At 76.4% G+C, this 18017-nt stretch carries 17 protein-coding genes and 1 pseudogene; 5 read left to right on the forward strand and 13 right to left on the reverse strand.

Going from position 1 to position 18017, the window contains the following annotated elements:
* Nucleotides 1-444: 444 nt before the first annotated feature.
* Nucleotides 445-747: a DUF1876 domain-containing protein gene (locus ACF053_RS22535; RefSeq protein WP_391955568.1), complete on the reverse strand. Its 303-nt coding sequence runs from the start codon at nt 745-747 to the stop codon at nt 445-447.
* Between the two features lie 256 nt (nt 748-1003).
* On the opposite strand from ACF053_RS22535, the gene ACF053_RS22540 reads away from it, so the two are divergent.
* Both ACF053_RS22540 and ACF053_RS22545 read left to right on the forward strand, forming a co-directional pair.
* Nucleotides 1004-1897: a universal stress protein gene (locus ACF053_RS22540; RefSeq protein WP_391955569.1), complete on the forward strand. Its 894-nt coding sequence runs from the start codon at nt 1004-1006 to the stop codon at nt 1895-1897.
* Between the two features lie 138 nt (nt 1898-2035).
* The gene (locus ACF053_RS22545) at nt 2036-3181 is read left to right on the forward strand and encodes a PEP/pyruvate-binding domain-containing protein (RefSeq protein ID WP_391955570.1); all 1146 of its coding nucleotides are present in this window, start codon (nt 2036-2038) and stop codon (nt 3179-3181) included.
* A gap of 71 nt (nt 3182-3252) precedes the next feature.
* Here ACF053_RS22545 and ACF053_RS22550 read toward each other — a convergent pair whose 3' ends face one another.
* Nucleotides 3253-3531, reverse strand: a complete 279-nt coding sequence (locus tag ACF053_RS22550; protein WP_391955571.1) for a hypothetical protein — start codon at nt 3529-3531, stop codon at nt 3253-3255.
* A 54-nt stretch (nt 3532-3585) separates the two neighbouring features.
* Nucleotides 3586-4968, reverse strand: a complete 1383-nt coding sequence (locus ACF053_RS22555; protein ID WP_391955572.1) for a cytochrome P450 — start codon at nt 4966-4968, stop codon at nt 3586-3588.
* Nucleotides 4969-5250: 282 nt separating this feature from the next.
* On the opposite strand from ACF053_RS22555, the gene ACF053_RS22560 reads away from it, so the two are divergent.
* On the forward strand, nt 5251-5538 hold the full coding sequence (locus tag ACF053_RS22560; protein WP_391955573.1) for a metal-sensing transcriptional repressor: 288 nt from the start codon (nt 5251-5253) through the stop codon (nt 5536-5538).
* A gap of 23 nt (nt 5539-5561) precedes the next feature.
* Here the strand turns inward: ACF053_RS22560 and ACF053_RS22565 are convergent, their stop codons facing one another.
* The 9 genes and pseudogenes from ACF053_RS22565 to ACF053_RS22605 form a co-directional block, all read right to left on the reverse strand.
* Complete coding sequence (locus ACF053_RS22565; protein ID WP_391955574.1) at nt 5562-6398, reverse strand: sulfite exporter TauE/SafE family protein; 837 nt, start codon at nt 6396-6398, stop codon at nt 5562-5564.
* Nucleotides 6395-6748, reverse strand: coding sequence for a rhodanese-like domain-containing protein (locus ACF053_RS22570; protein ID WP_391955744.1), 354 nt, complete (start codon nt 6746-6748; stop codon nt 6395-6397). Before ACF053_RS22570 ends, ACF053_RS22565 begins: the two co-directional genes overlap by 4 nt.
* Nucleotides 6749-8116: pseudogene (locus ACF053_RS22575) on the reverse strand (MBL fold metallo-hydrolase); the annotation flags it as partial.
* Between the two features lie 441 nt (nt 8117-8557).
* The gene (locus tag ACF053_RS22580) at nt 8558-9673 is read right to left on the reverse strand and encodes a selina-4(15),7(11)-diene synthase (protein WP_391955575.1); all 1116 of its coding nucleotides are present in this window, start codon (nt 9671-9673) and stop codon (nt 8558-8560) included.
* 164 nt (nt 9674-9837) lie between these two features.
* Nucleotides 9838-11274 (reverse strand): cytochrome P450, encoded by a 1437-nt coding sequence (locus tag ACF053_RS22585; protein WP_391955576.1) that lies wholly within the window; start codon nt 11272-11274, stop codon nt 9838-9840.
* The gene (locus ACF053_RS22590; protein WP_391955577.1) at nt 11271-11921 is read right to left on the reverse strand and encodes a GTP-binding protein; all 651 of its coding nucleotides are present in this window, start codon (nt 11919-11921) and stop codon (nt 11271-11273) included. Before ACF053_RS22590 ends, ACF053_RS22585 begins: the two co-directional genes overlap by 4 nt.
* Nucleotides 11902-12264, reverse strand: coding sequence for a DUF742 domain-containing protein (locus ACF053_RS22595; RefSeq protein WP_391955578.1), 363 nt, complete (start codon nt 12262-12264; stop codon nt 11902-11904). The genes ACF053_RS22590 and ACF053_RS22595 overlap by 20 nt, the downstream gene beginning before the upstream one ends.
* Complete coding sequence (locus ACF053_RS22600) at nt 12261-12671, reverse strand: roadblock/LC7 domain-containing protein (RefSeq protein ID WP_391955579.1); 411 nt, start codon at nt 12669-12671, stop codon at nt 12261-12263. Before ACF053_RS22600 ends, ACF053_RS22595 begins: the two co-directional genes overlap by 4 nt.
* Nucleotides 12668-14167, reverse strand: a complete 1500-nt coding sequence (locus ACF053_RS22605) for a sensor histidine kinase (RefSeq protein WP_391955745.1) — start codon at nt 14165-14167, stop codon at nt 12668-12670. The genes ACF053_RS22600 and ACF053_RS22605 overlap by 4 nt, the downstream gene beginning before the upstream one ends.
* A gap of 384 nt (nt 14168-14551) precedes the next feature.
* Here ACF053_RS22605 and ACF053_RS22610 point away from each other — a divergent pair, with 384 nt between their 5' ends.
* Both ACF053_RS22610 and ACF053_RS22615 read left to right on the forward strand, forming a co-directional pair.
* On the forward strand, nt 14552-15865 hold the full coding sequence (locus tag ACF053_RS22610) for an MFS transporter (RefSeq protein WP_391955580.1): 1314 nt from the start codon (nt 14552-14554) through the stop codon (nt 15863-15865).
* A gap of 133 nt (nt 15866-15998) precedes the next feature.
* The gene (locus ACF053_RS22615; RefSeq protein WP_391955581.1) at nt 15999-17180 is read left to right on the forward strand and encodes an anhydro-N-acetylmuramic acid kinase; all 1182 of its coding nucleotides are present in this window, start codon (nt 15999-16001) and stop codon (nt 17178-17180) included.
* A 303-nt stretch (nt 17181-17483) separates the two neighbouring features.
* Here the strand turns inward: ACF053_RS22615 and ACF053_RS22620 are convergent, their stop codons facing one another.
* Nucleotides 17484-17870, reverse strand: a complete 387-nt coding sequence (locus ACF053_RS22620; RefSeq protein WP_391955582.1) for a rodlin — start codon at nt 17868-17870, stop codon at nt 17484-17486.
* Nucleotides 17871-18017: the final 147 nt, after the last annotated feature.

Consider the following 18017-nt stretch of genomic DNA (forward strand, 5'->3'; position numbering starts at 1 on the left):
GTTTTTTGTTTTGGCCCCCCCCCCGGATTGGCTGGTTGACCTTGCCCCCGGGGGGCCGCGGCCGGGGGGGGGGGGGGGGGGCCGGGGGGCGGGGGGGGGGGGGGGGGGGGGGGGGGGGGGGGGGGCGGGGGGGGGGCCCGGGGGCCCCCCCCCCCCCCGGGCGGGGCGCACCGGGCATGTGTCGCGTGCACCGGGCACGCGTCACCGGGCCACGCCGGCGCACGGGCGCCGGGGATTCACGCCGCCGGATCGCTGCCGGGTCCACAGCGGCGCACGCCTCCGGCCCGCCCCCTGCGGGCCCAAGGCCGGCGGGCACACGGCCGGCGGGCGCACGGCCGGCGGGCGCGTCGTACCTCCGCGCCTGCGGACCCTCACCGCCCGGGTGCCTCCGCGACCGTACGCCGCGGCCCCTGCGCCCGCGCCGCGGCACACGGCCGGCGCACCTCAGCTGACCGGCGTCGACCAGCCGTACGGCGCGTCCTCCTCGACCTCGCCGGACAGGCCCGCACCCGCCTCGCCGATGTCCTTGTAGGCCAGGCGCATCAACTGCCGGGACAGATCGCTCATCGCGCGGCTGGCGGCCAGTTCGTCACCGATCAGCGGAACGTCGGCGTCCTCGGGGTTGCGGCGGGCGGAGCCGCGGCCGGTGACGGTGGCCTTGCCGGTGTCCAGCACCGCGCGCGCCTCGGTGGTGTCCCCGTCCTCCACCAGCTCCATGTTGATCTTCCACTCGAGCGTCCGGGCCATGATGTCCTCCTCGACACGTCGATCGGGTGCGGGCCGGTGCGCTGCCGGCCCCGACCTCAGGATCCACCCGTATGCCCCGGATGGACGAGCCGGAACGTCGGCCGCCCCCGTCCAGGGGCGTTCGGGTGGCCCCCGGTTTGTCGCCCCGGGGCCGGGGAACCGGGGCCCTCCGACCCTTCGGGGGCGGCCCGCGGCCGCCCCCGCCCGTCAGGCGACGGGGCACCCGGACCGGACGTGACGTGACGAGGAGGAACCCATGGCGCAGGCCCCGGCGCACCGCGCGGTCGTGGTGGGAGTGGACGGCTCGCCCGAGAGCCTCGCGGCGGCCGAGTGGGCGGCCTGGGAGGCCGCGCTGCGCGGGCTGCCGCTGCGTCTGGTGCAGGCCTGGCTGCGGCAGCCCGTCGACGGCGCGCCGGAGCGGGACGGCGCCGCCGAGGAGCTGCGGGCGCGCCGCCTGCTGGACGAGGTGGCGGCGGAGGCCCGCACCCGGCACCCCGGGCTGGAGGTGACCTCCGCGCTCCTGCCCGCGCCCCCCGTGCCCGCGCTGCTGACCGCCGGGAACGCGGCCGAGATGCTGGTCATCGGGTCGCGCGGGCACGGAGCGCTGCTCGGCTTCCTGCTCGGCTCGTCCGGGCAGCAGGTCATCGCGGAGGCGGACCGCCCGGTCGTGGCCGTGCGCTCGCCGCGCGAGGACGCTCCGGGGCCCGGCGCGGACGGCGGCGAGGTCGTCGTGGGGCAGCAGGGCGACGCGCGGGAGAGCGCGGCGGTACTGGGCTTCGCCTTCGCGGCCGCGGCGGCCCGGGGCGTCGGGGTGCGCGCGGTACGGGCCTGGAGCCTGCCGTCGGTGTACGCCTACACCCCCGGGGCGCTGCGCCCGGTCGACGAGGCCGGGGGTCTGGTGCCGTACGAGGAGAAGGCGTTGGCGGAGGCGCTGGCCCCGTGGCGGGAGCGGTACCCGGGCGTGCCGGTGACGGAGCACGTCGAGCTGGGCAGCGCGGGCCAGGTCCTGCTGTCGGTGGTCACCGGCGCGAGCCTGGTCGTCGTGGGCCGCCGGGTGCGACGGGCGCCGGTGGGGACGAGGATCGGTTCGGTGGCGCACGCGGTGCTGCACCACGCGCCCGGCCCGGTCGCGGTCGTGCCGCACGCCTGACCGGCTCCCGCCGCACGGTGCCGCGATCGCTCCGGTCCGGGTGCGGGCGGTCCGGGCGCCCGCGGTGGCACGCTGGTCCTGGGAGGGAACCCGCCCGTTCGCACCGACCGACCCACTTCAGCCTGAGGACGTGCCGCGATGGTCCGTTACGTGTACGACGTCGCCGAGGAGCCGGGAGACGGCCGCGACGGGTCCGGTCCGCCGGGCGGTCCGGGCGTCGACCCCCTCGGCCTGCTGGGCGAGAAGGGCGCCGACCTGACCGGGCTGGTGCGCCTGGGTCTGCCGGTACCGGCCGGCTTCACCGTGACCAGCGAGGCGTGCCGGGTGTTCCTCGCGACCGGGGCGCCGCCCCCGGGGCTCGACGCGGAGCTGGCGGAGCACCTGGCCCGCTTGGAGCGTGCCGCCGGGCGGCGGCTGGGACGCGTGGACGACCCGCTGCTGCTCTCGGTGCGGCCCGGGGCGCGGGTCGCCGTGCCGGGGCTGATGCCGACGGTGCTCGACGTGGGGCTGAACGACCACGCCGTGCTGGGGCTGGCCGGGACCCCGGCGCGGGAGCGGTTCGCGTGGGACTCCTACCGGCGCCTGGTGCGGGCCTTCGGCACCGCGGTGATGGGGGTGGACCCGGCGCTCTTCGACGGCGTGCTGCACCGGATCGAGGACCAGCACCATGTCGCCGACGACTCGCGGCTGGACGCCTGTGACCTGATCCGGATCGTCGAGACGTACAAGGACGTGGTCCGCGAGCGGACCGGGGAGGACTTCCCGCAGGACCCGGTCGAGCAGCTGCACCGGGCGGTGCGGGCGGCGTTCGCTTCGTGGGCCGGCGAGCCCGCCCGGCTCCACCGGCGCCGGGCGGGGCTGCCGGACGAGCCGGGCGCGGCCGTGACCGTGCAGACGATGGTCTTCGGCAACCGGGACGCCGCGTCGGGCAGCGGCGTGGCCCTCACCCGCGACCCGGACACCGGCGGACCCGGGGTGTGCGGGGGCTACCTTCCCGGCGCGCAGGGCGAGGACGTCGCCTCCTCCACGCGCGCCCAGCTGCCGCTGGCGGAGTTCGCGCGGCTCGCCCCGGACGCGTACGCCGCGCTGTGCGGGCACCTGCGGCGGCTGGAGGAGCACCACCGGGACGTGTGCGGCGTGGCGTTCACCGTGGAAGGCGGCAGGCTGTGGACGTTGCGGAGCTTCGTCGGCGAGCCGGCCGTTCGGGCGGCGACGGGCGCGGCGGCACGGCCCGCCGCCCACGGCGCGGCACCCGGGCGGGCGGAGGACGAGCGGCCGGACTGAACCCGGGGCCGCCGGACCGAGCCCGGGGCGGTCGGGCTGTGGTGCCGGCCGGCCGCCCCGCGGGCGGGCTGTCATCCCTCGGCGGCGGGGCCCTCCTCGTCCAGCACGTGCCGGACCGCCTGGGCCGCCGTCGTCAGGCCCAGCCGGTCCAGCGTCTCGACGCACTCCAGCAGGATCAGGTCGGTCACCACGGCCATCTCCGTGCCGGAGCGGTCCCGCTCCGCCAGGTCCTCGGGCGTCACGGCGCGGCGCAGCTCCCCCACCCGCTCGGCCAGGGCCCCGCGCCGCTCCTCCAGTTCGGCGATCGCGCGCACCGCGCGGACGATCTCCTCGTCGCTCACACCACTCATCGGGCTCCGTCTCCTTCGCTCACACCAGGGAGGAGGAGGCGGCGCGCCACGGGGTCACGTCCGCGGGCGCGGGTGTGACGAGGTCCGCACCCGACAGCGCAGCGGCACCGTCGAGTGGAGCGTCAGTCCCGTGTCGACCGGCACGTCGTGCTCCTCGGCCTCCAGTTCGTACTCCTGGAGGACCACCGCCAGGGCGAGGGTCGACATCAGCATCGAGAAGTGCTGCCCGATGCAGGCCCGCGGGCCGCCGCCGAAGGGGTACCAGGCGTAGCGGTGACGTTTCTTCTCCTGTTCGGGCGTGAACCGTCCCGGGTCGAAGCGCTCCGGGTCGGGCCAGTAGCGGGTGTGGCGGTGGGTGACCCACGGGGCCACGAAGACATCGGCGCCGGCCGGGACGACGTGGTCCCCGACCGGGGTGGCGGTGACGGCGCGCCTGCTGACGATCGGACCGGCCGGGTAGAGGCGCAGGGCCTCCTTGACGACCTGGCCGAGGTACGGCAGCGCGGTCAGGTCCTCGGCGCGCGGCGCGCGGCCGCCGAGGACCCGGTGGACCTCCTCGCGGGCGAGGCGCTGCTCGCGGGGGTGGCGGGCCAGCAGGTGCAGGGCGAACGAGAGCGAGCTGGCGGTGGTCTCGTGGCCGGCGAGCAGGAAGATCAGCACCTGGTCGCGGACCTCGGACGGGTCGAGGCGGTCGCCGTCCTCGCTGCCGGCCCGGGTGAGGAGGGTGAGCAGGTCCTCCTGTTCGGGTGCCCCGTCGGCGCGCCGGCGGGCGATGATGCGGTCGCACTCGGCGTACAGTTCGGCCACCGCGGTGGCGGCCCGGCGGTTGCCGGGGGTGGGCCACTCGCGCGGGAGGGTGACGGGCGCGTAGGAGCGGCCGAGGACGTAGTCGTTGATGACGGGGAAGCAGCGCGCGATGACGTCGACGGCGGACTCGACGTCGGTGCCGAACAGGACGCGGGCGACCGAGCGCAGCGTCAGCTCGTTCGCCTCGTCGGCGACGTCGACGGTGGCGCCGGGGGCGTTTCGCCAGGCACGGGTGAGGGCGGTGGCCTCGGCGGTGAGGGCGTCGGCGTAGCGGTCGACGCGTCGGGGCGTGAACAACGGTTGCACCAGCCGCCGTTGGCGCAGGTACTCGTCGTCCTGGCTGGTGAGCAGGCCGTTGCCGAGCGACAGGCGCACCTCCTGGTAGAAGGCGTTGTCCTTGCGGAAGTTCGCGGACGAGGTGGCCAGCACCTGCTGGGCGCCCTCGGCGGAGAACACGGCGTACAACTCCGAACGCAGCCCCGGTGGTCCCGCCGTGATCCGTACGACGTCGCCGTGCGCGCGGTGGGCGGCCAGGAGGGTCCCGAGGAGGTCCCGCTTGAGGTCGAGGAGCGAGCCGACGAGGGGCAGGCCCGACGGGCCGGGGACGCGCGTGCCGGTGATGGTCGTCATCGATCTCTCCCTGCGCCGGTCGGACCTGGGGCACGACCCGGTGCGGGCGGCCGCGCACGGGGCGATTCTTCCGCAGAAGCCCCCACGGGGGAGTCATGATCGCGTCAGGGCAGGCGCCTTTCCGGCCGTTGTGACCTGCGCACCGGCGATCGCCGCACCGCCCCGGCGACCCGCCCGTCCGCCCCCGCGGGAGCGGCGGGGCGCGGTACCTTACCCCCTGGGGTATCCGGGTGGCCGGGGTGTCCGGGCGACCGGGTGTCCGGGTGTCGGTAAGGAGGGGTCGTGGAGCTCGAACTCGCGGGCGCGGAGCTGAAGTCGGTGCTGAACCGGCTGCGACGGGCGCAGGGGCAGATCTCCGGGGTGATCCGCATGCTGGAGGAGGGGCGCGACTACGAGGAGGTCGTGACCCAGCTGGCCGCGGCGGCGCGCGCCCTCGACCGGGCGGGTTTCGCGATCATCGCCACCGGCCTGCGGCAGTGCATGACGGGCGACGGCGACGGTGGCGGCACGGCCGGCGACCGCGAGGAGGCGCGCACCCGCCTGGAGAAGCTGTTCCTCTCCCTCGCCTGAGGTCCGCCCGGCGCCGCCGGGCGTCACAGGAGGCGGGCGGCCCCGTCGACGGCCATGAGCGCGGCCACCGCGAGCAGCGCGCTCCCGAAGATCCGGCGCAGGGCGGTGGCCGGGACCCGCGCGGCGAGACGCCGGCCGTCCCAGGCGGCGAGGACGGCGGCGCCCGTGAAGGGGGCCACGACGGCCCAGTCCACGGGGGCCGCCGTACCGGCGCGGGCGACGAGCGCGGTCAGCGCGTTCGCCGTGATGACGAGCAGGCTGGTGCCGACCGCCGCGCGCATGCGCAGGCCCACCATGCCGACGAGGGCCGGTACGGCGAGGAAGCCGCCCCCGACACCGAGGAAGCCGGTCAACGCGCCCACCCCGGCCCCGGCCCCGGCGGCCCGCAGCGGCCGCGGCCGCGGGGCACCGGGGGTGGGAGCGCCGCGCGCCGGGGGCTCGGCGCCCGAGGGCTCGCCGGCCGGGGGCTCGGCCGGGTCCCGGGCGTCGTCGTCCGGGTCGGTGGCGGGGCGCAGCATCCGGACGGCCGCGAGGGCGGCGACGGCGGCGAACGCCAGGGTGAGGACGGGCCGCGGCACCCCGTCCGCGAGCGACGCGGTGAGGACGGCCGGTACCGCGCCGGCGGCGGCGAACAGCGCGCCGGCCGTCCAGCGCACCCGGCCGTCGCGGGCGTGCCCGTAGAGCGCGGTCGCGGAGGTGACGGCGACGACGACGAGCCCGGCGGTCGTGGCCTCGACGGGGCCGAAGTCGAGCAGGTAGATCAACGCGGGTGCGGCGAGGACGCCGCCGCCCCCGCCGAGCGCCCCCAGCGCAAGTCCGACGACGGCGCCCGCGGTCAGGGCCAGGACGAGGACGGTCACGCTATCGAGCCGCGGTTCCCGCCCGCGTCGACCACGGGGAGGCCGGCGCCCGCCCAGGCGTGCATGCCGCCCTCGACGTCGACGGCCCGCCGCCCCCGCCGTGTGAGGAGTGCCGCCGCGTGCTGGGAGCGCTGTCCGGAGCGGCAGATCACCACGAGCGGCCGGTCGAGCGCGGCGGCGGGGACCGGGGCGCCGGCGCGGAGGGCGGAGAGCGGCGCGTGGACCGCCCCGGGCGCGTGGCCCGCCCGCCACTCCGGTTCCTCCCGTACGTCGAGGAGGACGGCCCCGCCGGCCGCGGCGGTCCGGTGGTGGGCCTGGCGGGCCGTCACGCGCTCGCAGAGTGGCCGCACCAGGGGCAGCCCCGCCTCGGCGGCGGCGTCGAAGGAGTCGTCGACGGCGACGACGTCGCGTCCCGCCGCGTGCAGCAACGACGCGGCCACGGCGGCCCGCATCCCGGCCGCGCAGTGCACCCACACCGTCCCTGCGGGGATCTCCCCCTGCCGCGTGCGGAGCAGGTGCAGGGGGATGTGCACGGAGCCGTCGACGTGGCCGGTGGCGGCGCGCTCGCGGTCGCGGCGCACGTCGAGGACGACGACGTCCCGCGGTGCGCGGGCGGTGGCCTCGGCGAGGTCGGCGAAGGTGCCGCGGGGGTAGGAGACGAGTGCCTCGCCGTCCCGTACCCAGCCGGCGGGATCGCCGGTGGCCGCCGCGGCGGGGCGGTCCACGCCGACGCGGACGAGTTCGCGCTGCGCCTCGGCGAGTTGCCGGGGGGTCGCGGCGAGCAGGGTGACGGGACGCCCCCAGGGGACCAGCCAGGCGAGGTAGGTGGCGAGCTGGCCCTCCGCCTCGAAGTTGAACGACCCGGCGACGTGCCCTTCGGCGAAGGCCACGCGGCTGCGCAGGTCCACGACCCACTCCCCCGCGGCGAGGCGCGCGGCGATCTCCTCGGCGTCGGCGACGGCGGGCGGTGTCAGGTCGACGGGGGCCGGGCCGGCGGCGTTCAGCGGGCCCATGTGCGCGTAGTAGGCGGGGACGTCGTCGAGGCCGGCGAGGAGGTCGGCGACGAAGGCGTCCACGTCCGCGGCGGCGAAGGCGGCGTTGCCGGCCCTCTCGGCGCCGATGGTCGACGTCTCGCCGCCTGCGCCGCTCCTCGCGGAGGCGCAGAAGCTGCCGAAGCCGTGCGTGGGCAGCACGGCGGTGTCGTCGGGGAGTTCGGCGGCGAGCCGGTGCGCGGAGGCGTACTGGGCACGGGCGAGCCGTTCGGTGAGTCCCGGTTCGACGAGGTCGGGGCGCCCGACCGTGCCGATCAGGAGGGAGCCGCCGGTGAAGGCGGCGACCGCGGTGCCCGAGTCCTCCAGGACGTACGCGGTGTGGTGCGGGGTGTGGCCGGGGGTGGCGAGGGCCCGCAGGACCAGTCCCGTGTCGATCGGGGTGCGGTCGCCGTCGGTCACCGGGACGTGGGCGCAGGAGACCCGCGCGTCGGCGGGGACGAGGTAGGCGGCGCCCGTGAGGCGGGCGAGGTCGGGGCCGCCGGTGACGTAGTCGTTGTGGACGTGCGTCTCGACGACGTGGGTGAGGCGCACGCCGCGCGCCGCGACGGCGGCGAGCACCCGGTCGACGTCGCGCGGCGGGTCGACGGCGATCGCGTGCTCCGCCCCTCCCGCCAGATAGCTGCGGTTGCCGAGCCCTTCGGTCCTGATGGTGTCGACGAAGAACACCAGCACACTCCTTTCGGCGCTTCCGGGTCGCGGAACGTACCTCCGGGGATGTCCGGGTGAGCGTGGCCCGGACACCCCCGGGGGTATCGTTCGCCGTGCGCCGGTGAGGCACAAGGAGAGATCGAGCCGACCCCACCGCCCGCTGGACGGCCGGGTCGGCCGGAAGGCGGCCGGAAGGCGGCGGGATCGGGCCGGTCGGCCGCGGATCCGGCGGGGCGACGGAACGGGTCGCCGCCTCCGCGCGCGACGCGTGCCCTCCTGAAGCCGAGGCCCCACCCCAGGCCCGCCCTCCCTCGCCGCGCCCCGGCCCACGGACCCCGGCCCCGGGCCCTCTGACCGCCGCGTCCGCCGTGGCGCGGCTCCACGATCACGAGCACCCGGTCGCGGAGCGCCACCGCCGAAGCGGCCTCCCGGGAGGCGCAGACCGGGGCGCGCCGGGCCCTAGGGGGTCCCGCGGGCGGCCGTGCGCGTCGACGGGCCGGCCGTGGCGTCCGCGTCCCCGCCGGGGGCCAGGAGGTTCCACCACCAGGAGACGGCGGGGATGTCGAGGGGCTCGCCGCCGCCGTCCACGGGGGTGTCCCGGAAGGTGGTGGGGGGTCCGGCCGGGTCGTTCGGGCGCGCGTACCGGCCGGAGCCGACGCCCCGGTCCTGGGCACCCCGGAGGAAGCTGCCGAGGGTGCGCAGGTACTGGCGCAGCTGTGGGCTGCCGTGTGCGGCCAGCTGCTCGGTGAGACGCAGGTACAGGCGGGTGACCCGGTCCCGGTGGGAGATCGCCACGCGCAGGGCCTGCTGTGGCGTCAGCCCCTCGTGGTGCTCCAGGACGCGGAGCACGGTGAGGGGGGAGCCGGTGGCGCCCCCGTCCTCCGTCTCCTCGTGGTACGAGCGGATGTCGTCGTCCCAGGTGATGACGAACGAGGCCATCTCCGCCGCCGCGCGCACCGCCGTGCGATCCCGCTCGTGCGGCTGGAGCTCGTAGCCGTGGCCGATCTCCAGGAGCGGCAGTACGGCCGAGGTCGCGCCGCCGTAGAGGCGTGTCAGGGTGTAGTCGTCGAGGTCCGGGACCGTGCCGGCCCGGCGGTGGGCCGCCTCCCACACCACGCAGAAGCAGTACTCGCGCAGGGCGTCCGCCCAGCGCGCCGCCTGGCCGGGGGTGCCGTACCGGTCGATGCGCAGCCGCAGGTCCCGCAGGCCGGCCGCCAGTGGGTCGTCGAGGAGCAGCGGCACCTCGGGGTTCTGGGCGACGCGCAGCAGGCGGTGCAGCTCCCCGGCGAGGTCGCCGGGGCGGCGGCCGTGCTCGCCCTCCTCGCCGTGTCCGAGGCCGGAGAGCCACAGGACGAAGTCCGCGAGGAGCGAGACGACCTCCTCGCGCCCCTCGGGGAGGACGCGGGCGGCGAAGGTGCCGAAGGACCGGGAGACGAGCCGACCGCGCAGTTCGTCGGAGCCGATGCGGAAGGTCTCGGCCCAGGCCGCCGTCCGGGCGTCGGCCCGGGCGTGGCACGGGTGGATGGCCGGCGGGATGGGAGAGAAGAGCGGCGGCACTGTCGGACCGGGCCCCACTGCGGCCTCCTCCTCGTCGCGGTGCGACGTGTCGTTCCGGGGCAACGAAGCGTCAGAACACGCCAGCTTGCGTACCGAAGTGATCAACTAGGGCGCATAGTAGCCATCCATCGCCGCCGTTCCCACCGGGACGATCCCTGCCGACCCGGACATACCCCCCGACGTCAGTCAGCGGAGCGGAAGAAAGCGCTCCGCCAGCTCCTACGGGCGGACGCCGGGGACCGCGGCCCCGCCTGGACGTCCGACCCCGGGCCGGGTACCTGTGCGGGCAGCGGTCCCGGCGCGGTCGACGCGAAGTCCTTCGGCGCGGCCCGACCGCTCGGCGCCACCGCGGAGGCGGGCGGCGTGAACTGCACGGGGAGGGCCTCCAGCCGCTTCGACAGCCACGCGGCGGACCAGCGCAGCTCGCCCTCCGGCACGGCGAGCCGCAGGTCCGGCAGGCGCGACAGCAGCGTGTCCACACCGGTGTCGGCGATGGCGCGGCCGATGTCCTGGCCGGGGCACTCGTGGGGCCCGCTGCTGAAGGCGAGGTGCGCCCGGTTGCCGAGCAGCGGCCGGTCGAGGTCGGGGCGGATCTCCGGGTCGACGTTGCCGGCGGCGAGCCCGAGCAGGAGCATGTCCCCGGCCTTGATCTGCCGGCCGCCGAGGACGGTGTCCCCGGTCGCCCAGCGCCCGGTGATCGCCGACAGCGGCGGGTCGTCCCACAGGACCTGCTCCAGCGCGTCCGGCAGCGTCATGTGGCCACCGGCCAGGTTCGCGCGGAAGCGGCGGTCGGTGAGGACCAGCCGCAGCGTGTTGGCGATGAGGTTGACGGTGGTCTCGTTGGCGGAGATCAGCACGAGCCGCAGGTGCTCCAGCACCTCGTCGTCCGTGAGGTCGGCCTCGTGGCCCAGGAGCCGGCTGGCGAAGTCGTGCCCGGGCTCGGCCTTCTTGCGCTCCATGAGCGTCCGCAGCGTCCGGACGACGAACTCGTTGCTCGCGACCGCAGTCTCGGTGCCCTTCATCAGGTCGAGGGTGGCCTCGACGAGTTGCGGCCCGTACTCCTCGGGCATGCCGAGCAGCTGGGTCATCACCAGCATCGGCAGCTTCTCCGCGAAGTCCCCGATGAGGTCGGCCCGGCCCTCCGCCGCGAACGCGTCGACGAGCTGGTCGGTGTAGCGGATGACGTAGCGGCGCACGCCCCGGCGGTCGAACTGCTCCACGCTGTCGCGGACGGCCGACCGCAGGCGCTCGTGCTCGGCCCCGTCGGCGAAGACGCACATCGGCTGCCACTCGACCATGGGGCGCAGCGGCGAGTCGGCGGGGACCCGCCCCTCCTGGAACATCCGCCACAGCCGGGAGTCGTTGGAGAACCGCGACGGCGACCGCATGACCTCCAGGTTCTCCCGGTGGCCCAGGATGATCCAGGCGGGCAGGTCGCCGTGGAGCAGGACCGGGGCGACCGGGCCGTGCCGGCGGCGCAGCTCCTCGTACAGGGCCCGCGGGTCCCGCTCGGCCTCGGGACCGTAGATGCGGCGCACGGCACCGGCCCCGAGGGCGTGGGCGGGGCAGCCGGGAGGCGGGGTGAGGTCGGTGGCCGGGTCGGTCCCGCGGGTGGTCATGACGCCTCCTGGGTCATGGCGAGGGTCTGGAGGTAGCGCATCAGCGTCATCAGGACGTCCCGGCTGGAGCCGCGCTCGCGGGCGTCGACGGGCACGATCGGCACGGACGCGGGCAGGTCGAGCGCGGCGCGCAGATCCTCGACCGGGTACGCCGGCGCGTCCGGGAAGGTGTTCACGGCGACCACGAACGGCACCCGGCGTTCCTCCAGCCGGCCGAGCACGTCGAAGCTCACCTCCAGGCGGCGGGTGTCGACGAGGACGACCGCGCCGAGCGCGCCCTCGAACAGGCCCCGCCACAGGAACCAGAAGCGCTCCTGGCCGGGCGTGCCGAACAGGTACAGGACCAGTTCCCGGTTGATGCTGATCCGGCCGAAGTCCATGGCGACGGTCGTCGAGGTCTTGCCGTCGACGCCGGAGGTGTCGTCGACGCCGACCCCGGCCTGCGTCATCGTCTCCTCGGTGGTGAGGGGACGGATCTCGCTGACGGAACCGACGAAGGTGGTCTTGCCGACGCCGAACCCGCCGACGATCACCACCTTGACGGCGGTGGTGGCCGTCTCCGGCAGCACGTCCTCGCTGCGCGGCCCCCGCACCGCGCCGTCGCCGTGCGGCTCGGAGCCGTGCTGCTCAGAGCTTCTGTAGTCCATCGATCACTGCCTCAATCAACGCGCGGTCGGGGAGTCGGGCGGGTGGGACGGGAGCGCGGGCGACGATGCGGTTGTCGGCGAGGAGGTCGCCGAGCAGCACCGTGACGACACTGACCGGGAGGCCCAGGTAGGCGGAGATCTCCGCCACCGACAGCGGCGACTGGCACAGTCGCACGATCGCCGCGTGTTCGGGCTGCATCCCGGGCTTCGCCCCGGACTTCGCCACGATGAGCGTGACGAGGTCCAGTTCGGCGGGCGCCGACCCGCCGCTGCGTCCCCCCGTGATCACGTAGAGCCGCTCGGGACTGGCTTCCTCCCAGTCACCGCCGCCCGCGTCGCTCACCTGGCGCCCTGCCCGTCCTGACGCGGCGGGCTGCTCAGGTGCTCCCCGATCCGCAGGACGAGGTCCCGCATGCGCTGGCCCATCAGCCCCGCGTCGACGCCCTCGCCGGCGAGCACGGCCAGGTACGCGCCGGCGCCCGCGGCCATCAGGTAGAAGAAGCCGCCGTCCATCTCGATCACGACGAGCCGCATGCGCCCGTCGCTGTGCGGCAGTTCCGAGGCGACGGCGCCGGCGAGCGACTGGAGCCCGGCGCACGCCGCGGCGAGCCGGTCGGCGGTGTCGTCGTCGGTGCCGTACTGGGCCATGCGCAGACCGTCGGCGGAGAGCACGACCACGTGTCGGGTTTGCGGCACGCCTTCCGCGAGGTCCTTGAGCATCCAGTCCATATTGGCCTGCTGCTTGATCATTGCTGCGAGTTCCCCTTGCTTGCGTCGTTGGGCTCCCCGGTCAGGCCGCTCTGGAAGGCGGCCAGCCACATCCCGGGCTGCACCTGAGGTGACGGCTCCTGGTCGGGAGCCGGGGTCGCGGGCGCCGGTGACGCCTGCTCCGAGGGTGCGGCCGGTGCGGCGGCCGCGGACTGCGGCGGCTCGGCGAGCGGTTGCCTGCGGCGCCGCTGCGGCAGGCCGTTCGGGGCCCGCTCGACCGCCGGGGGGACCACGCCGTCCACCATCGGGCCGGTCGCGGGACGCTCCGCGCGGGCCGGGAGGGAGGCGGGGACGGCCGGGGCGGCCGGGACGGCGGTGCGGGGCACGGAGGAGGCGCCGATGCCGTGGGCGAGGCCGGAGGCCGCGGCGACGGTGGTGATCAGTTCCTGCGGCACGACGACGACGGCGCGGACACCGCCGTAGGCGGACGAGCGCAGCGAGACCTGGAAGCCGTACGCCTGCGCCAGCCGGCCGACGACGGCGAGGCCGAGGCGGGGGGTCTCACCCAGGTCGTTGAGGTCGATGCCCTGCTGGGCCTGGCGGAGCATCCGCTCGGCGCGCTTGCGGGCCTCCTCGCTCATGGAGACGCCGCCGTCCTCGATCTCGACCGCGATGCCGGACTGCACGTCGACGGCGGTCAGGTGGACCTTCGTCTGCGGCGGCGAGTAGCGGGTGGCGTTGTCGAGGAGCTCGGCGAGCGCGTGGATGAGGGGCTCGACGGCGGGGCCGGTGACGGCCACCTCGGTGACGGAGTGCAGTTCGACGCGCTGGTAGTCGATGATCCGCGACATGGCACCGCGCAGCACGCTGTACAGCGGTACGGCACGGCTCCACTGGCGGCCCGGGCGGGCACCGCCGAGGACCGCGATCGAGTCGGCGAGGCGGCCGATCAGGGCGGTGCCGTGGTCGATGCGCAGCAGGTCGCCGAAGACCTCGGGGCGGTTGCCGTGCCGGTCCTCCATCTCCCGCAGTTCCTGGGCCTGCTGGTGCACGATCGCCTGGACGCGGCGGGCGATGTTGACGAAGGCGCGCTGCGCGGACTCGCGCAGGTCCTCCTCGGCGACGACGGCGTCGACGACGACACGGACGACGGCCTGGTGCTCCTCGGGGGCCGTGAGCGAACCGATGACGTCCTCGGGGAACTCCCCCTCGCGCAACCGCCGCACGGCGTCCGGGAGCAGCGTGCCCGCCAGGTGGGCGGTCTCGGCGTGCCGCCGGGCCAGGGCCGTGTCGCGGGCGGCGACCGTACGGCGCAGCTCCTCGATCACCCGCCCCCGGCGTGCGACCTCGGCGCCGAGCAGGGCCAGCGCGAGGGCGGACACCACCCCGCAGGCCGCGACCGGCCCCCGTGCGGCAGTCGGCACCAGGGCCACGGCGACCCCGGTGGCGACGGCGATCAGAGCGGCGGGCAGCAGCCACACGAAAGATGCCGCGGACCGCGGGCTTCCACTTCCGGGCGACGATTCCTCGCGGACCATCAGCACCCTCAAACCCATCGACGAGAAGATCAATGACGACGAGCGCCGAGCATAGCCCGTTCGGGTGACCGCTCTTGACGCAGGGTCACGTAATGGCCCGATGTTTGCCCAAGGTTCCGCTTCTTGTGAATCCGGTGCAGAGCGCGGGACTTGATCCCCTTGCGAGGTTCTCCCGCGCCCCCCTGCCGGACACCCCGTCGGCGCGGTGCCCTTCGCTCAGCGCAACGCCCACCAGCCGCCGCACGGACACGCCCCCGGTCCGCGGCGCGGCGGTGAACCCCCGCTCCGCACCCCGGCGCGACGGCCGCGCGGGCACGGTCCGCGGCGACGCGCTGGCCTTCCGGTTGCTCCCGTGAACGCCCCACCGCGTGGCAGGCTCTGCCCATGACCACGTCCGTACGGGACCCGGCGGGGGCCCCCGGGGCGGCGCGCTCGCCCCGGGCGCTCGTCGCCGCGTCGGTGGGCAACTTCATCGAGTGGTACGAGTTCGGCGTCTACGGGTACCTCGCGACGGTCGTCGCCCGGAACTTCTTCACCCCGGACGGCGGCGACGGGGCCGAGGCGCTCGTCCGCACCTACGCCGCCTTCGCGCTGGCCTTCTTCTTCCGGCCCGTCGGCGCCGTCGTCTTCGGCCGGCTGGGCGACCGGATCGGGCGGCGGCCGACCCTCGTGCTGGTGCTCTCGCTGATGACCGGCGCGACGACGCTGATGGGCCTGCTCCCCACGTACGCCGTGGCGGGGGCCGCCGCACCGTGGCTGCTGACGGCGTTGCGGGTCGTGCAGGGCCTGTCGGCGGGCGGCGAGTTCGGGGGCGCGGTCGCGGTGCTGACCGAGTCGGCACCCCCCGGGCGGCGGGGCCTGTACGGGGCCTGGCAGTCGTTCACGGTGGCGCTCGGGCTGCTCGCCGGGGCCGGCGCCGCCGCGCTCGTCGCGACGGCGCTGACCGGCGCGCAGGTCGAGGCGTGGGGGTGGCGGCTGCCGTTCCTCCTGGCGCTGCCGCTGGGGCTGGCCGCGCTGTGGCTGCGGCTGGCCCTGGAGGAGACGCCGGCGTTCCGGCGGGCCCGCGCCACCCCGCCGGCGGCCCGGCCGGCCGCGTCGGCACGGGACTCGGCGGTGGCGGTCGTCCTCGGCGCGGGGCGGTTGATGGCGTGGTCGGCGGCCGGCTACACCTTCCTCGTGGTGCTGCCCTCGTACCTCCAGGCGTCGCTCGGCGCGAGCCTGCGGGAGGCGCTGGCCGCGACCGTGGTCGCCAACCTCGGCTTCGCCGCCGCGATCCTGCCGGCCGGCGCGCTGAGCGACCGCGTCGGCCGGCGGGCCGTCATGGTGAGCGGCGCGCTCCTGGCGGCGGTGGCGGCGCTGCCCCTGCTGCGCCTGCTCCAGGACCCGGACGCACCGCCGTGGGCGAAGGGCGTCGCGGTCGCGGTCGCCGGGGCCGTGGTGGGCCTCCTGGCCGGGCCCGGCCCGGCCATGCTCGCGGAGATGTTCCCCACCCGCGTCCGCCACACCGGGCTCGGCGTGACGTACGCCCTGGCCAACGCGGTCTTCTCGGGCTGCGCCGGACTGCTCCTCACCGAGCTGGCCCGGCGGACCGGCAGCCCCGACGTCCCCGCGTACTACGTCATCGTCTGCTGCGCCGTCGGCACCCTCGCCCTCGCGACCCTGCGGGGCGACGACCACCGGCGCGCGCTGCGGGAGTGACCGCGCCCCGGCAGACCGGGCCCCGGCAGCCGCCGGTGAGGCCCGGCAGACGGGAGGAGGGAGGCGCACCGGCCGGGTGCGGCCGGGGTGGACGCGAGGGACGGACGGGAGAGATCCACGGAGAGGTGGAGGCGTGCGGGTCATCGGGATGATGTCGGGCACCTCGTACGACGCGGTCGACGCGGCCGCCGCGGAGCTGACGCTCACCGGGGACACCCTCGCGCTGCGGCCCCTCGGCATGGTCAGCGCCGACTACCCGCCCGCCCTGCGCGCGGCGCTGGCCGCCGCGCTGCCCCCGGCCGCGACGACGCTGCGCGAGGTCTGCCGACTGGACACCGGCATCGGCCGGGCCTTCGCCGACCTCGCCGTACGGGCAGACCGGGAGCTGTGCGGCGGGCGGGCCGACCTCGTCGTCTCCCACGGCCAGACCGTGTACCACTGGGTGGAGCGGGGCCGCGTCCACGGCACGCTGCAGCTCGGGGCGCCGGCCTGGATCGCCGAGGCGACCGGCCGTACGGTCGTCTCCGACCTGCGCACCCGGGACGTCGCGGCAGGCGGTCAGGGGGCGCCGCTGGTGAGCCTCGTGGACGTGCTGTGGCTGCGCGGCCGCCCGGGGCGGCCGGTCGCCCTGAACCTCGGCGGCATCGCCAACGTCACCGTCGCGACCGGACCCGCGGGGCCGGTGGCCTTCGACACCGGGCCGGGCAACGCCCTCGTCGACGCCGCCGTCCGGCTCGTCACGGGCGGCGCGCGCGACGTCGACGAGGACGGCGTGCTCGCCGCGCGGGGCCGCGTCGACCCCGCCCTGCTGCGGCGGCTGCTCGCCGAGCCGTACTACACGGCGCCGGCGCCGAAGACCACCGGCAAGGAGCTGTTCCACGGGGAGTACCTGCGGGCGGCGCTCGCGGCGCACGGTGCCCCGGTCGCCGCCGAGGACCTCGTCGCCACGGTCACCCGGCTCACCGCCGAGACGGTCGCGGGAGCGGTGCGCGGACTCGGCGGCACCGAGGTCGTCTCGTCCGGCGGCGGCGTCCGCAACCCGACGCTGACGGCGATGCTGCGGGCCGCGCTGGGGCGCATCCCCCTGCGCGTCTCGGACGAGCTGGGGCTGCCCGCGGCGGCCAAGGAGGCGTACGCCTTCGCCGTGCTCGGCTTCCTCACCGTCCTCGGCCTGCCCGGCACCCTCCCCGGGTGCACCGGCGCCCGCCACGCGCGCGTCCTCGGCTCGGTCACCCCCGGGGCGCACGGCCTGCGGCTGCCGCGGCCGGCCCCGGCGCCCCCGGTGCGGCTCGACGTCCTGCCGCCCCGCCGGTAGGCCGTCGCGGCCGCGCTCGCCCGCGCGCCGCGCCCCGCCGGCCCCACCCCGCGGCCGTACCCGCGCGTGCCACCGCCCGTGTGGTCGTGCCCCCTCGCGCCTCGCCGGTCCGCTGCCGTACCCGCGCGACGGACGCGTCGTACGCGCGCGTCACCGGCCGCTCGTGCCGGGCGGTGCGCGCGTCACCGGCCGCCCGTGCGGGTACGGCAGCGGACCTGCCCGCGCGCCGGCCGCCGGGTCCGCGACCGGACACGCGGACGGGCCGGCCGGGGAGGTCCGGATCGGCCCGTCGCGGGGCGCGCGTCAGCGGACGGAGGCGGCGCCGTTCTCCGACAGGACGTTCTCCAGGAGGTGCGACAGGGCGCTGTCGCCCTTGACCGCCGTCGAGTTCTCCGCGCACTGCTGGTTCTGGGTGTCGTTCAGCAGGTCCTGGACGCCGATGTTGACGAGCAGGATGTTCTGCACGTCGGCCGCGACGGGGACGCCGGCGCACAGCTTGTTCAGGGAGCCCTGGACGAGACCGAGCTGCGGGCTCGCCTTACCCCCGGTGACGGTGTTGCCGTACACCTGCTGGGAGTGGTTGCCGTTCTGCGTGTCGACGGCGTGGTCGCCGACGGCGAGTGCCGACGGCGAGCAGAACCCCAGGGCGGCTGCGGCGACGCCGGCGGTGGCGACAACCTTCTTGATCATGATCCATCCTTCTCGTCGAGGGCCCGGATCCCGGGCCGCCTTGCCAACCGGGGGACCCGGGGCGCGTCACGGCCCGGGGGCGGTGACGCGGCCGCATTCACCCGTTCGCCGCCGGCCCCGCCGCGACGCGGGCCCCGGCCCGGCGGG

The sequence above is a fragment of the Streptomyces kanasensis genome (assembly GCF_043077165.1).
Lineage (GTDB): Bacteria > Actinomycetota > Actinomycetes > Streptomycetales > Streptomycetaceae > Streptomyces > Streptomyces changanensis.

Coding starts and splice junctions, on each gene's coding strand:
- ACF053_RS22535 (WP_391955568.1), bottom strand. CDS start 747: ATGGCCCGGACGCTCGAGTGGAAGATCAACATGGAGCTGGTGGAGGAC.
- ACF053_RS22540 (WP_391955569.1), top strand. CDS start 1,004: ATGGCGCAGGCCCCGGCGCACCGCGCGGTCGTGGTGGGAGTGGACGGC.
- ACF053_RS22545 (WP_391955570.1), top strand. CDS start 2,036: ATGGTCCGTTACGTGTACGACGTCGCCGAGGAGCCGGGAGACGGCCGC.
- ACF053_RS22550 (WP_391955571.1), bottom strand. CDS start 3,531: ATGAGTGGTGTGAGCGACGAGGAGATCGTCCGCGCGGTGCGCGCGATC.
- ACF053_RS22555 (WP_391955572.1), bottom strand. CDS start 4,968: ATGACGACCATCACCGGCACGCGCGTCCCCGGCCCGTCGGGCCTGCCC.
- ACF053_RS22585 (WP_391955576.1), bottom strand. CDS start 11,274: ATGACCACCCGCGGGACCGACCCGGCCACCGACCTCACCCCGCCTCCC.
- ACF053_RS22590 (WP_391955577.1), bottom strand. CDS start 11,921: ATGGACTACAGAAGCTCTGAGCAGCACGGCTCCGAGCCGCACGGCGAC.
- ACF053_RS22600 (WP_391955579.1), bottom strand. CDS start 12,671: ATGATCAAGCAGCAGGCCAATATGGACTGGATGCTCAAGGACCTCGCG.
- ACF053_RS22605 (WP_391955745.1), bottom strand. CDS start 14,167: ATGGTCCGCGAGGAATCGTCGCCCGGAAGTGGAAGCCCGCGGTCCGCG.
- ACF053_RS22610 (WP_391955580.1), top strand. CDS start 14,552: ATGACCACGTCCGTACGGGACCCGGCGGGGGCCCCCGGGGCGGCGCGC.
- ACF053_RS22620 (WP_391955582.1), bottom strand. CDS start 17,870: ATGATCAAGAAGGTTGTCGCCACCGCCGGCGTCGCCGCAGCCGCCCTG.